At 69.6% G+C, this 14101-nt stretch carries 12 protein-coding genes; 7 read left to right on the plus strand and 5 right to left on the minus strand.

Annotation, left to right across the window (positions count from 1 at the left end; all coding sequences use genetic code 11):
• Positions 1–150 precede the first annotated feature (150 nt).
• A complete protein-coding gene (locus tag HD557_RS19925) occupies positions 151–1542 on the minus strand; it encodes a PhoH family protein (RefSeq protein WP_008359032.1) in 1392 nt (463 codons plus the stop codon).
• 360 nt (positions 1543–1902) lie between these two features.
• Positions 1903–2679, minus strand: coding sequence for an isoprenyl transferase (locus tag HD557_RS19930; RefSeq protein WP_008359034.1), 777 nt, complete (start codon positions 2677–2679; stop codon positions 1903–1905).
• 247 nt (positions 2680–2926) lie between these two features.
• On the opposite strand from HD557_RS19930, the gene trhA reads away from it, so the two are divergent.
• Complete coding sequence (trhA, locus tag HD557_RS19935) at positions 2927–3667, plus strand: PAQR family membrane homeostasis protein TrhA (RefSeq protein WP_196875157.1); 741 nt, start codon at positions 2927–2929, stop codon at positions 3665–3667.
• On the opposite strand, the gene HD557_RS19940 is transcribed toward trhA, so the two are convergent.
• The gene (locus HD557_RS19940) at positions 3628–4893 is read right to left on the minus strand and encodes an MFS transporter (RefSeq protein WP_196875158.1); all 1266 of its coding nucleotides are present in this window, start codon (positions 4891–4893) and stop codon (positions 3628–3630) included. The two genes, trhA and HD557_RS19940, sit on opposite strands and share 40 nt — an antisense overlap.
• A gap of 56 nt (positions 4894–4949) precedes the next feature.
• Between HD557_RS19940 and HD557_RS19945 the strand changes: the two genes are divergently transcribed.
• Positions 4950–5912 (plus strand): ArsR/SmtB family transcription factor, encoded by a 963-nt coding sequence (locus HD557_RS19945; protein WP_196875159.1) that lies wholly within the window; start codon positions 4950–4952, stop codon positions 5910–5912.
• Between the two features lie 50 nt (positions 5913–5962).
• Here HD557_RS19945 and HD557_RS19950 read toward each other — a convergent pair whose 3' ends face one another.
• Together HD557_RS19950 and HD557_RS19955 are read right to left on the minus strand one after the other, a co-directional pair.
• Positions 5963–7462 carry an amino acid permease gene (locus tag HD557_RS19950; RefSeq protein ID WP_196875160.1) on the minus strand — a complete coding sequence of 500 codons (1500 nt, stop codon included), beginning with the start codon at positions 7460–7462 and terminating at the stop codon, positions 5963–5965.
• A 55-nt stretch (positions 7463–7517) separates the two neighbouring features.
• Complete coding sequence (locus HD557_RS19955) at positions 7518–9188, minus strand: tannase/feruloyl esterase family alpha/beta hydrolase (protein WP_008359044.1); 1671 nt, start codon at positions 9186–9188, stop codon at positions 7518–7520.
• 178 nt (positions 9189–9366) lie between these two features.
• Between HD557_RS19955 and HD557_RS19960 the strand changes: the two genes are divergently transcribed.
• The 5 genes from HD557_RS19960 to HD557_RS19980 are packed head-to-tail and all read left to right on the plus strand — an operon-like array spanning position 9367 to position 14075.
• The gene (locus HD557_RS19960; RefSeq protein ID WP_040755298.1) at positions 9367–10140 is read left to right on the plus strand and encodes an ABC transporter ATP-binding protein; all 774 of its coding nucleotides are present in this window, start codon (positions 9367–9369) and stop codon (positions 10138–10140) included.
• An 11-nt stretch (positions 10141–10151) separates the two neighbouring features.
• Positions 10152–10844 carry an ABC transporter ATP-binding protein gene (locus tag HD557_RS19965; RefSeq protein WP_040755299.1) on the plus strand — a complete coding sequence of 231 codons (693 nt, stop codon included), beginning with the start codon at positions 10152–10154 and terminating at the stop codon, positions 10842–10844.
• 49 nt (positions 10845–10893) lie between these two features.
• Positions 10894–12141: an ABC transporter substrate-binding protein gene (locus HD557_RS19970; RefSeq protein ID WP_196875161.1), complete on the plus strand. Its 1248-nt coding sequence runs from the start codon at positions 10894–10896 to the stop codon at positions 12139–12141.
• A gap of 27 nt (positions 12142–12168) precedes the next feature.
• Positions 12169–13041 (plus strand): branched-chain amino acid ABC transporter permease, encoded by an 873-nt coding sequence (locus tag HD557_RS19975; RefSeq protein ID WP_008359052.1) that lies wholly within the window; start codon positions 12169–12171, stop codon positions 13039–13041.
• The gene (locus HD557_RS19980; protein ID WP_196875162.1) at positions 13038–14075 is read left to right on the plus strand and encodes a branched-chain amino acid ABC transporter permease; all 1038 of its coding nucleotides are present in this window, start codon (positions 13038–13040) and stop codon (positions 14073–14075) included. Before HD557_RS19975 ends, HD557_RS19980 begins: the two co-directional genes overlap by 4 nt.
• Positions 14076–14101: the final 26 nt, after the last annotated feature.

Here is a 14101-nt window from a genome sequence, read left to right on the forward strand (position 1 = left end):
ATGAGCGCCGTGCCCGTATCAAACCGGACGCACCGTTTGTAGGTCAGAAATGACCGTCCTGAGCATCACTTTCGTAACATGAGTCACAGGAATCACAACGGCCCCAGACCTCACGGGTCTGGGGCCGTTGACGTGACAATGATTACGGCGTCACGGGACGACGTTCTCCAGCATCTCGGTGACGAGCGCCGCGATCGGCGAACGCTCGGAGCGGGTGAGGGTCACGTGCGAGAAGAGCGGGTGGCCCTTCAGCTTCTCGATCACCGCGACGACACCGTCGTGACGGCCGACCCGGAGGTTGTCGCGCTGGGCGACGTCGTGGGTGAGCACGACCTTCGAGTTGGCACCGATCCGGGAGAGCACCGTGAGGAGCACGTTGCGCTCCAGCGACTGCGCCTCGTCGACGATGACGAACGAGTCGTGCAGCGACCGGCCGCGGATGTGGGTCAGCGGCAGCACCTCCAGCATGCCGCGGTCGATGATCTCGTCGATCACGTCCTGCGTGGTCACCGCGGAAAGGGTGTCGAAGACCGCCTGGCCCCACGGCGACATCTTCTCGTTCTCGGTGCCGGGCAGGTAGCCCAGCTCCTGGCCGCCGACGGCGAACAGCGGACGGAAGATGACCACCTTCTTGTGCTGGTTGCGCTCCATCACCGCCTCGAGCCCCGCGCAGAGGGCGAGCGCGGACTTCCCGGTGCCGGCCCGGCCACCGAGGGAGACGATGCCGACCTCGGGGTCGAGCAGCATCTCGAGGGCGATCCGCTGCTCCGCGGAGCGGCCGTGGATCCCGAAGACCTCTCGGTCACCGCGGACGAGGTGGACCTGCTTGTCCGAGCCGACCCGGCCCAGCGCGGTGCCCCGGTCCGACATCAGCACCAGGCCGGTGTGGCAGGGCAGGTCGCGGGCCGCGTCGAGGTCGAGCACCCCGTCGTCGTAGAGCTCGTCGAGGTCAGCGGCGGTGACGTCCAGCTCGGCCATCCCCGAGTAGCCGGGGTCGGAGTCGTTGATCCGCTCGCCGCGGTAGTCCTCGGCCTTGAGCCCGACCGCGGACGCCTTGATCCGCATCGGCAGGTCCTTGGAGACCAGGGTGACGTCGAGCCCGTCGCCCTGGAGGTTGCGCGCGACCGCGAGGATCCGGGTGTCGTTGTCCCCGAGCCGGAATCCGCTCGGCAGCGAGGACGGGTCGGTGTGGTTGAGCTCGACACGGATCGTGCCGCCCTCCTCGCCGACCGGGACCGCCGTGTCGAGGCGTCCGTGGGTGACCCGCAGCCCGTCAAGCTGCCGGAGCGCGGAGCGGGCGAAGTAGCCCAGCTCCGGGTGGTGCCGCTTCCCCTCCAGCTCGGTGATCACCACCACCGGGAGCACGACCTGGTGCTCGGCGAAGCGCGTCATGGCCTTCGGATCCGAGAGCAGGACGCTGGTGTCGAGAACGAACGTCCGCGGGTGCGGTGACTCGCTCTCCGGAGAAGACTCCGACGCCGGTGTCGGAGCGGCCGACGTGTCGGCCTCGGTGACATGCTCGTTCGTGGTTCGGTTGGCCACGCGGATCACCTCTCGCGACCGGCTCATACACCCATGAGTCCGGCCATTTCATCGTCAATCAGATGGACCGGACGGTGGACCGTCAGTCGGGGTGCCGACCGCCTCACACCCGTCAGGATCGATGTGATCCTGACGCAGGTTCGGTTCGTGACTACTCACGTAACGGGCCTCCAGGTGCGACGGGAATTTGTTCCCCGCCGTTGGTACAACGCTACGACGCCGCACCAACGGTCCGTGGCAACACGAACGATTTTTCTTTGTGAACACCTGGTGACACCACCGGTTTGTTCCACCCAGCGGTCAGCGCTGAGCGTCCCTCGAAGCGCTCGCGAACTGCGAAGCAATCGCAGACGATTCAGGTCACCTGCCGAGGCGACGCTCCCGGTGGGCGTAGGCGCGCAGGGCCCGCAGGAAGTCCGTACGCCGGAAGTCGGGCCAGTAGGCCTCGCAGAAGTAGAACTCCGACTTCGCGCTCTGCCAGAGCAGGAACCCGCCCAGGCGCTGCTCCCCCGACGTACGGATCACCAGGTCGGGGTCGGGCTGGCCCTTGGTGTAGAGGTGGTCGGCGATGTGCTCGACGTCGATGATCTGGGCGAGCTCCTCCAGCGAGGTGCCGCGGCTGGCGTGCTCGTTGAGGAGGGCGCGTACGGCATCGGCGATCTCGCGGCGGCCGCCGTAGCCGACGGCGACGTTGACCAGCATCCCGTCGACGTCGCGGGTCGCCTCCTCGGCGGCCTTGAGCCGGTGGGCGAGCCAGTCGGGCAGCAGATCCAGCGCACCGACCGGGTGCAGCCGCCAGCGGCGTTCGTCGGCCAGCGAGTCGACCGCGTCGGCGATGATCTCGAGGAGCGGGGCGAGCTCCTCGGCGGGCCGGTTGAGGTTGTCGGTGGAGAGCAGCCACAGGGTGACCACCTCGATGCCGATCTCGTCGCACCAAGTCAGCAGCGGCTCGATGTTGGCCGCGCCGGCACGGTGGCCGTGGGCGGTCGACTGGCCGACCTCCTTGGCCCAGCGGCGGTTGCCGTCGAGCATCACCCCGACGTGCTTGGGAAGCTTGGAGACGTCGAGCTTGCGCAGCATCCGCGCCTCGTAGGCGGGATACAGAATTCGACGTACGCCGTCCTTCCAGTCTGCCACGGGAGAAGGGTATCGGCGCACGAGATCGCGCGGGTAGCGGCACCTGCTGCGCGCCGCGATACGGGCGCGCTGGCTGCGTTGTCGCCTCTCGACGGTGCAACCAGACCGCCTTCGAGGCTCCGCCTTGCCAGCACACCCGTCTCGCGACGCTCGCGACGGCGCCGCCACCCGCACGATCTCTGCCGAACATCACCCAGCGGGACGGGATTCACCGGATCTTCAGGGTCGACCGATAACCTAACGCTTCATGAGTGAGATGACGGACGCGATGCGCCTCAAGGTCGGCACGATCACCGACTCGGTCTCCTCGACCGTTCACGAGGCCCTCCCCAAGCTGCGCGGCTGGATCCACCTGGCCAGCGCACCGCTCACCCTCGCCGCCGGGATCGTGCTGATCGTGCTCGCTCCGTCGGGCGCGCCACGGCTCGGCGCGGCGGTGTTCACCATGGCCGCGCTGCTGCTCTTCACGGTCTCCGCCGTCTACCACCGCGGCAACGCGATGGGTAAGTGGAGCGCCCGCGCCCACACCATCCTGAAGCGCTGGGACCACGCCAACATCATGCTGATGATCGCGGGCTCCTACACCCCGTTCTCGCTGCTGCTCCTCGAGGGCACCACCCAGATCGTGCTGCTGTCGGTGGTCTGGACCGGAGCGATCCTGGGCGTCTTCTTCCGGGTGTTCTGGCCCGAGGCCCCCCGCTGGCTGTACGTCCCGAACTACATCGCGCTCGGCTGGGCCGCGATCTTCTTCATCCCGTCCTTCTTCTCCGGCGCCGTCGCCCTCGGCGTCGGCATCGGGATCGCCACCTTCACGCTGATCTGCGTGGGCGGGGCGCTCTACACCGCTGGCGGCGTGATCTACGGCTTCAAGCGGCCCAACCCGTGGCCGCAGTGGTTCGGCTTCCACGAGGTCTTCCACACCTTCACGATCCTGGCGTTCATCGTCCACTACACCGGCGTCTCGCTGGCGACGTACTCGCTGCGCTGAGGCACGCCCCGGGCGCGCGCCGCGGCGGCGTGCCGGGCGAGCACGGCGGTGAGGACGCCGGTGACGGCGAAGAGCGCACCGAGCGCCATCCACCCGCCGGTGCCGTGGTCGATCGCGGTGGCGGTCACCACCAGCGGCGCGAGCATGTGGGCGAGCGCGTAGCCCATCTGGCTCACGCCCTGGTACGCACCGGCCCGCTGCTGATCGGCCAGCTCGAAGGCCAGCCCCCAGCTGCCCGCCTCGCCACGGGTCTCGGCGGCCGAGGAGGCGAGCGCGGCCGACAGCAGGAGCACGGTGGCGACCACGGGGCCGGCGTAGGCCGCCGCGGCGAAGAGGACGCAGGCCGCCAGCAGCAGGAACCCCGCACCACGCACGGCCCGCCCGGCCGTGGCGATGTCGTGGGTGCCACGCGAGGCCCGGACCTGGAAGAGCGCCACGTAGACGGTGTTCACCACGAGGAGCAGCGAGACCAGGACGGTCGGTGCGTCGGTGTGGTCGGCCACCCACAGCGGCACCCCGATCGAGGTCACCCCGAAGTGGATCGCCATCACCCCGCTGAGCACGGTCGCGGTCACGTAGGTGCGGTCGCGCAGCGGCGAGGGTCCCTTGGCCACCGTCGGGCCGGAGCCGGCGTCCATCGTCTCGCCCAGCCCGGCGACCCGGCGCCTGAGCCCGACGAGCGGCACCGCCGCGAGGGTGGTGAGCGCCCCGACGAGCACCATGGTGGCGCGGTAGGCCGCCCCGGTGTCCACGGCCAGCGCCACCGCTGCGAGCAGCGTCCCGACCCCGATCATCACGTTCATCACCACCCGCAGCCGGGCGCGTACGGCCACCCGCTCGGGACCGTCGAACCAGCGCGCGACCAGCGTCGACTGCGCGCTCGACTGGAAGCCCCGCGAGGCCGAGACCCAGGTCGCGACCAGCACGAACGCGACCACGTCCCGCGCCAGGGCGTAGGCCAGCAGAGCGATCCCGTAGCTCGTCATCGCCACCAGCTGGACCCGGTCGGCGCCCCATCGGTCGCTGAGCCGCCCACCTGCGTACGTGGCCACGACGCCGACCGCGCCGGCGACGGTCAGGCCGACACCGACGGTCACCGCCGAGAGCCCGATCGTGCGGGTGAAGTAGAGCGCGCTGACGGCGAAGAACATCCCGCGGGCGAGCGAGAGGGCGGCGACGGCGCCGACGAGCGGGCGCTCGACCGGGTCGCTGGGAGGTCGGATCATGAGGCAGTTCTCGCACCTGGCGACCGTGGAACGTTAACGATGTAGCGTATTGCTTCATGATCAGGTACGAGCTGGCCGGTCCCGACCTGAGCGAGGTCAGGTTCGCCATCTCGCCGCTCAACGAGCTCACCCTCTCGCTGCGCGCGCTGCGCGACCCCGGCCGCTTCCCGCTCCACCTGCCCTGGCTCCGCTCGGTCGGCACCGCCGACCTGGACCGCGAGACCCTGCTGGCGCTGACCAACGACCGGCTCTGGACGCCGGACTTCCTCAACCCGCGACCGCGCACGCCGCTCGCGCGGCTCGAGGACGAGCTCGAGGTCGTCGCGGCGACGCCGCCGGACCGCGTACGTGCCGACCTCGCCGCCGTCCACTTCGACGACGGTCCGCCGGCAGTCCTCGCCGGGCGCCCGCAGGAGGTGCTGCGCCGCGTCCTCACCGCGCTCCGCGGCTACTGGGACGCCTGCTTCGAGCCGCACTGGCAGCGGATGCGCGCGGTGCTGGAGGCCGACATCGTCTACCGCGGGCGCACGATCGTCCACTCCGGCATGGCCGCGATGTTCGCCGACATCTCGCCGCGGGTCTCCCTGGCCGACGACGTCCTCTCGATCCGGCTCACCACCTCGAAGGTCGACTACCGGCGTACGACCGCGGGGGTCGGGCTCACCGTGGTCCCCACCCTGTTCACCCGCAACCCGTCGACCCCGATCTCACCGCAGGAGCCGCCGGTCATGTTCTACCCCGCGCGCGGCCTCGGCACCCTCTGGACGACCGACCGGCCGCAGGCGCCGCGGGCGCTGCGCGACCTCATCGGCGAGACCCGCTCCGGGCTTCTCACCCTGCTGGAGGCCCCGGCGTCCTCGACCGAGCTGGCCGTACGTCTCGGGGTCACCACCACGGCCGTCAACCAGCACCTGCGGGCGATGCGCGCGGCCGGCCTGCTCACCTCGGCCCGGCACGGCCGATCGGTCCTCTACCTGCGCTCCGACCTCGGCGATCGCCTTCTGGACGCGGTGAGCTGAGAAGGGGCGCGCGGCCACCGGCCGCGCGCCCCTTCCTGGCAGGCAGAGCGTCACATGTGCAGGGGCTCGACGGCCTTGTCGTCGCCGCCCTTGCCGACACGCGAGTTGCGGTAGCCGTAGACGAAGTAGATCGCGAAGCCGATCGCCATCCAGATCAGGAACCGCAGCCAGGTCTCGACGCTCAGGTTGAGCGTCAGGTAGATGCAGATCAGCGCGGCCACGATCGGCAGCACCGGGTTGAACGGCACCTTGAAGGCGCGCGGCAGGTCCGGGCGACGCTTGCGCAGGATCGGCACGGCGATCGAGACCAGCGCGAACGCGGTCAGAGTGCCGATGTTGACCATCTCCTCGAGCTTGCCGATCGGGGTGAACGTGGCCACGATCGCGACGAAGACGCCGACGGTGAGGGTGATCCGCACCGGCGTGCCGGTCTTCGGGTTGACGTGGGCGAACTTCACCGGGAACAGACCGTCGCGGCTCATCGCGAAGATGACCCGGATCGCGCCGATCATCAGCGTCATCACGACGGTGGTCAGACCGGCGACGGCGCCTGCCGAGATCAGGGTCGCGAAGCCGCCGCGGCCGACGTCACGGAACGCGGTGGCGAGGGCCGCCTCGGGGTCGATCTGGTCGTACCTCACCATGCCGGTGATGACCAGGGCGACGGCGACGTAGAGGATCGTGCAGATCACCAGCGAGCCGATGATGCCGCGGGGCAGGTCGCGCTGGGGGTTGTTGGCCTCCTCCGCGGTCGTGGCGACCACGTCGAAGCCGATGTAGGCGAAGAAGACGACCGAGGCGGCCGAGATGATGCCGAGGACACCGAAGGTCTGCGGCTCGAGGCCGAAGGCCCACTGGATCAGCGGCTGGTGGATGCCCTCGCCGCTGACGGAGCCGGCGCGCTCGGGGACGAACGGGTCGTAGTTGGAGCCGGAGATGTAGAACATGCCGGCGACGATGACGAACAGGACGATGAACAGCTTGACGGCGACGAGCGCGAGGTTGACCCGCAGCGACTCCTTGATGCCGATCGCGATCAGTCCGACGAGGACGATCACGAGCACCAGCGCGGCCAGGTTGGGCTGGCCGAACTCGGCGTTGGCGTCAGGGCCGTAGCCCTCGGGCCAGCCGAGGCCGATCTCCTCGAGGAACGTCACCAGGTAGCTGCTCCAGCCCTGCGCGACCACGGACGCACCGAGCACCATCTCCAGGATCAGGTCCCAGCCGATGATCCAGGCGAGCATCTCGCCGAGGGTGGCGTAGGAGAAGGTGTAGGCCGACCCCGAGACCGGCACGCTGGAGGCGAACTCGGCGTAGCACAGCGCCGCCAGACCACAGCAGATCGCGGCGATGACGAAGGAGAAGACCACACCCGGACCGGCGTACTGGGCCGCGGCCCGACCGGTCAGGGTGAAGATTCCCGCTCCGATGATGACGCCGATCCCGAAGACGGTCAGGTCGACGGCGGTCAGCCGTCTCTTGAGCTTGAAATCAGGGTGGTCGGCATCGGCGAGAGATTGTTCGATGGACTTGGTTCGCCAAACAGACATGAGGGATAGGAAACCATCTCGACTGATGGACTGGGTAGGTCGGGGGTGTAGTCCGTCACATGCCGCACCGGAAGCTGCTCGCCTCGGAGACGGATCCCCCGACGTACGCAGGCCAGGTCGGCCACTCGCACAAGGGCCGCGTGCGGTTGGCCCCGACGTTGCCGTCGGCGACCACCTGATGCCTGTCCGGAGCGACGCCGTCCTCGGCCCACTTCTGCAGCGCCGTGAGGGAGTCGTACGAGGCGGAGAAGGCGACCGGGGCGAAGTTGGCGTGGTTGGCGCCGGGCACCAGGTAGAAGCGCGAGAACTCCTCGGTGGCCCGCTTGCCCATCACCCGCTGGACCCGCTGGTAGTAGTCGATCGTGGAGCGGTGGCTGACCAGCTCGTCGGCGGCACCGTGGACCAGGATCAGCCTGCCGCCGGAGCGGGCGAAGGGGCGTAGGTCGGCGTCGTTGACGTCCTGGAGCGCGGTGAGCTCGCTGATCCGGCGCTGCCACTCCCCCGGGGCGGCCGGGTCGATCGCGAAGGGGCTGATCTGCGGGTCGCGGGCGATGAAGTACTTGGCCCACTGGTTCCAGAACTGCATGCCGTAGCCCGCGGTGACGGGCATCGGGTCGGCCGGTGCGGTGGTGCCGAAGCCGAGGATCGGGGTGGACATCCGCGCCCCTGACAGCAGCGGGAACCCGGGGTAGCCCCACTCCCCGCTGGCCACCCGGTAGGGCAGCCGCCAGCTGCTGTCGGCGGCCACGACCGCGTCGACCTGCTCGCGGGAGAGACAGGTGGCGCCGGGCGTCTCGCCCTCTCCGCACAGCAGGGTCTCCGGGTCGAAGTCACAGCCGGCCTCGTCGGAGACGACGCCGTCCGCGAGCCCGTCGCCACCGTCGCAGGCGGCGAGAACCCGTTGCGCGACCAGGTCCTGCTGGACCTTCGACGGGAACGCACCCGGCTTGGCGAACTCGTGGGTGATCCGGCCGAAGAAGAGGTCGAGGGTGGCGGCGTTCCAGGCGGGGTAGGCCGAGATCACGCCGTCGAAGTCGCGCGGCCAGCGCTGCGCGACGGCGAGGGCCTCGCGCCCGCCGGTCGAGCCGCCGGCGAAGTAGGTCGTGCCGGGCCCGCGGCCGAACGCCTTCGTGATGACGAACCGGGCGGTGTCGTGCACCTTCTTGAGCGCGTCGCCGGAGAAGTTGCGCAGCGCCTCGTCGTTCTGGCCGAACCAGCCGTCCAGGCTGGCGATCGGGTGGCGGGTGGTGTCGGCCTGGTGGCCGGAGTCGCTGGCGTAGGTCGCGTAGCCGCGTCCGAGCGGGGTGCGCCGGTCGACCGGGCCGAAGGGCACGTTCTGGGCGAGGTTGGGGACGGTGCCGTTGTAACCGCCACCGCCGAACATCATCGACCTGCCGTTCCAGCCCTCCGGCAGCGCCAGCCCCATCCGGATGTCGGGTGCTGCGGGGTCGACCGGATGGATCGCGATGTCGGCGCGGCAGTAGGCCGGGATCGCGGTCGGGCCGGTGCCGGAGGCCGGCATCGAGGTCGTCGCCGTCACCTCGGCCCCGGTGGTCGGCAGGCCGATGCGGTGCGCGGGGATCCTCAGCCCGGCGAGCGCCGAGCAGTCGGTGGTGCTCGCCGACGGTGCGGCGCTCGCGGGCACCTGGCCGGCGACCAGGGCCGCGGCGGCGAGAGCCAGCGACGAGCCGAAGGTCAGGAATCTGCGTACGAGGGTGCGGGGCATGGCTCAAGGATCGCGACGCGGTGTGACGTGCGCCATGTGGACTGCGCACACAACTGCGCGGCCGGAGATGTGGCCGGGCCTCGACCGCTCGGCATGGCTCCATGCCACACAACAGACCCGCTCAGTGTGTCCCGAACCCCTATGGCGTACGTCTCACCACTTCCCTAGCGTCGCCCCTGTGACGAGCACCACACCGACCCAGGACTGGGCTCTACGGACCGAGGGCCTCACCAAGGACTTCCGCGGCTTCCGTGCGGTCAGCTCTGTCGACCTCGAGGTCGCCGAGGGCACCGTACACGCGCTCGTCGGCCCCAACGGCGCCGGCAAGACGACCCTGTTCAACCTGCTGACCGGGTTCCTCAAGCCGACCAGCGGGCGGATCAGGGTCTTCGGTGACGACGTCACCGGGATGGCACCGGAGCGGATCACCCGGCACGGGGTGGCCCGCTCCTTCCAGATCACCAGCCTCTTCGAGAACCTCACCCCGCGCGAGCACGTCGAGATCGCGCTCCAGGGGCTCACCAACCAGGGCCTGCGGTTCTGGCGCTCGGAGAAGCTGCTGGGCCGGCGCCGCGAGGAGGTCGACCGGCTGCTGGCCGAGGTCGGCCTGACCGAGCTCGCCGACAGGCCGACCGGCCTGATGGCGTACGGCCAGAAGCGGGCGCTCGAGCTCGCGCTCGTGCTCGCCGTCGAGCCCCGGCTGCTCCTGCTCGACGAGCCGACGGCGGGGATGGGCATCGAGGACGTCGACCGCACCATCGAGCTCGTCCGGCGCATCGCCGCCGGCCGCACGGTCGTCTTCGTCGACCACAACATGCACGTCGTCGCCCACCTCGCCGACCGGGTCACCGTCCTGCAGCAGGGCTCGGTGCTCGCCGAGGGGCCCTACGACGAGGTGCGCGCCGACCCGCGCGTCATCACCGCCTACCTCGGGGAGGCCCACAGTGCTTGATGGAGGTCCCTGTGCTTGAGACAGAGAATCTGAGTGCCTGGTACGGCGAGGCGCAGGCGCTGCGCGAGGCCACCCTGAGCGTGGCCGAGGGCGAGGTGGTCACCCTGGTCGGCCGCAACGGCGCCGGCAAGACCACCCTGGTCCGCTGCCTGATGGGCCTGCACAAGCACCTGACCGGATCGATCCGGCTCGACGGTCGCGACATCACCACGCTGCCGGCGCACAAGCGTGCCCGCGCCGGGCTCGGCTGGGTGCAGGACGACCGCGGCATCTTCGCCAACCTGAGCGTGGAGGAGAACCTGCTGCTGCCGCCCCGCGTCTCGGAGTCGGCGTGGACGCTGGAGCAGGTCTACGACGCCTTCCCGGCCCTCGGCAGCCGCCGCCGGGCCGGCGGGACGACGCTCTCGGGCGGCGAGCAGCAGATGCTCGCCGTCGCCCGTGTGCTCCGCACCGGCGCCCGGGTGCTCCTGCTCGACGAGCCCTCCGAGGGGCTCGCGCCCGTCATCGTCGCCCAGATCGGCGACATCGTGCGGACCGCGAAGCAGTCCGGGATCGGCGTGCTCCTGATCGAGCAGAACGTACGTTTCGCCGCCACCGTCGCCGACCGCCACTACCTGCTCGCCCAGGGCCGCCTGGTCGAGAGCCTCGACAACGACGAGTTCGTCGAACGTCAGGACGAACTGCTCGAACACCTCGGGATCTGACGTACCGCCCCAGCACAACGCAGTCCCAACCCCCGCGAGGAGAGACACGATGAACAAGCGACGCACAGTTGCCACCGCCTCGATGGTGATGGCAGGTGTCCTGGTCACCGCAGGCTGCGGCGCCGGCGGACCGAGCGCGGGCGGAGGCGACTTCACCGACGACAAGGTGGTCCTCGCCCTGCTCAACGACGCCTCCGGTGTCTACAAGGACGTCTCCGGCCCCAACTCGAAGATCGCGATCCAGATGGCGATCGACGACTACAAGAAGAAGTACGGCGACGAGGCCGTCGTCGACGACATCGAGGTGACCTCGGCCGACCACCAGAACGAGCCGGACATCGCCAACACCAAGGCCCAGGAGCTCTACGACCGCGAGGGCGCCGACGTGATCCTCGACGTGCCGACCTCCTCGGCCGCGCTGGCCGTCGCGACGCAGGCCAAGAACAAGAAGAAGCTCTACATGAACGTCGGCGCGGCCACGACCGAGCTGACCGGCGCGCAGTGCAACAAGTACACCTTCCACTACGCCTACGACACCTGGATGCTGGCCAACGGCACCGGCACCGTCGTGACCGAGGAGGGCGGCAAGAACTGGCAGCTGATCTACCCCGACTACGCCTTCGGCCAGGACATGGTGAAGTCCTTCACCGGCGCCATCGAGGCCGGCGGCGGCAAGGTCGCTGGCACGATCGCGACGCCGTTCCCGAACGACAACTTCGCGACGTACATCACCAAGGCGGGAGCCGCGAAACCGCAGGTCATCGGCACCATGCACGCCGGCGGCGACCTGATCAACCTGGTCAAGCAGTACAACGAGTCCGGCCTCAAGGACCAGGGCATCGACCTGGCCGTCGGGCTGATGTTCATCTCCGACATCCACTCGCTCGGCGTCGAGGCGTTCGAGGGCACGATCTTCACCGACGCCTGGTACTGGAACCTCGACGAGGAGTCCCGCGAGTGGGCCGACCGGTTCATGGAGGAGACCGGCGACCGGCCGACGTACGCCCACGCGGGCAACTACTCGGCGGCCACCCAGTATCTGGAGGCGGTCCAGGCGGCCGGCACCGACGACGCCGACAAGGTCGTCGCGGAGCTCGAGGGCAAGGAGGTCGAGGACATGTTCCTGCGCAACGGTGAGATCCGCGCCGAGGACCACCGGGTCATCCACGACGTCTACCTGGCCCGGGTCAAGGGGCCGGCCGACGTCAAGGAGGACTGGGACTACGAGGAGATCATCAAGACCATCCCCGCCGAGGAGGCGTTCCGCCCGGCGGCGGAGTCCGGCTGCTCGATGTAGCTGTACCCGAGGTCTAGAGGGATTCGTATGAACGCGGTTCTGCAGTACACCGTCCAAGGGCTCGCGGCCGGCAGCTTCTACGCGCTGGCCGCGCTCGGGCTGGCGGTCATCTTCGGGGTGCTGGGCGTGGTCAACTTCGCCCACGGCGCCTTCTACATGCTGGGAGCGGTCGCAGCCGCGGTGCTCCTGGACACCGTCGGGATGAGCCTGTGGCTGGCGCTGATCGTGGTGCCGCTGCTGATGCTGGTCTTCGGGATGCTGGTCGAGCGGCTGCTGGTGCAGTGGCTGCTGCCGCTCGACCCGCTCTACAACCTGCTGCTCACCTTCGGGCTGACCCTGCTGCTGGTCGACCTGGTCAAGCGTCGCTACGGGGTCTCGGGGTTGCCCTATGAACGCCCCTCCGCACTGGACGGGCGGGTGCAGGTGGGTGGCGTCGGGCTGCCGGTCTACCAGCTCTTCGTGATCGGTGTCGCGCTGCTGGTCTGCCTCGGCGTCTGGCTGCTGATGACGCGTACGCGGGTGGGGATGATCGTGCGGGCCGCGACCGAGCGGCCGGAGCTCGCCCGTGCGCTCGGCATCAACGTCGGGCGCTGGGTGACGCCGGTCTTCGGCTTCGGGGTCGCGCTCGCCGGGCTGGCCGGAGTCCTGGCCGCACCGTTCCGGGCGATCACCGCCGAGATGGGCAGCGACTTCATCATCATCCTGTTCGCGGTGGTGGTGATCGGCGGGCTCGGCTCGATCGTCGGCGCCGTCGTCGGCGGCTTCCTGGTCGGGCTGGTGGAGGCGTTCGGGCAGGCGTACGCACCGACGTTCGCGCAGGTGCTCATCTTCGTGCTCATGGCCGTGGTCGTCCTGGCCCGGCCGGCCGGGCTCTTCGGTCGAGAGGAGGCGACGGCATGACCCTTCGACAAGCTCAGGACACCGCGTCGATCGCGACCGCTGGCGCGAGCGTCAGCGAACAGCACGCGGCGATCGCCGGAGCACGGCCGTGGCAGCGGCTGTTGCTGCTGGCCGTGGGTCTGGTGGTGGCGCTCGGGCTGCCATGGTTCGTCTATCCGCCGGTGGCGATGGACATCGCCGCCTGGGCGCTCTTCGCGGTGGCCCTCGACCTGCTGCTGGGCTACTGCGGGCTGCTCTCCTTCGGTCACGCCGCGTTCTGGGGCGGGTCGGCCTATGCGACCGGACTGATCGCCATCCACCTCGGCGTCCCGTTCCCGGTGGCGGTGCTCGGCGGGGCGCTCTTCGCAATGGTCCTGGCGGTGCCGATCGGCTACCTGTCGGTGAAGCGGTCCGGGATCTACTTCGCGATGGTCACCCTGGCCTTCGCGCAGATGCTCTTCTTCATCGCCAATCAGGCCTCCTCGCTCACCGGCGGTGAGAACGGACTCCAGGGCGTGCCGCGGTCGTTCTTCGGGATCGAAGCGGTCGAGACCGACTCGTTCTTCTTCTACTACGCCGCGCTGCCGATCATCCTCCTCGGGATGTGGGCCGCCTGGCGGATCGTCCACTCCCCCTTCGGGCGGGTGCTCGTCGCGATCCGCGACAACGCGCCACGGGCCCGGGCGCTGGGCTACGACGTGGAGCGCTACAAGCTGATCGTCTTCGTGCTCTCGGCCGGGCTCTCCGGGCTCGCCGGCGGCGTCTTCGCGGTCTCGCACGGGTTCGTCGCGCTGCCCGAGCTGCACTGGGCCACCTCCGGGGAGGTCGTGCTGATGACGGTGCTGGGTGGCATCGGCACGCTGTGGGGCGGCGTCATCGGCGCCGGGCTGATCGTGATGCTCGCCGACTACCTGGCCTCGTCCGGGTTCGACGGCATCGGGATCGTCACCGGGGCCGTGTTCGTGACCGTGGTGCTGCTGTTCCGTCGGGGCATCTGGGGCACCGCCCGGCACCTGTACCTGATGCGACGCTCCGCGTCGCGAGCGCGACGCTGATAACCCTCGTCTTCCTTCCTTCCGCT

The organism is Nocardioides luteus (assembly GCF_015752315.1).
Lineage (GTDB): Bacteria > Actinomycetota > Actinomycetes > Propionibacteriales > Nocardioidaceae > Nocardioides.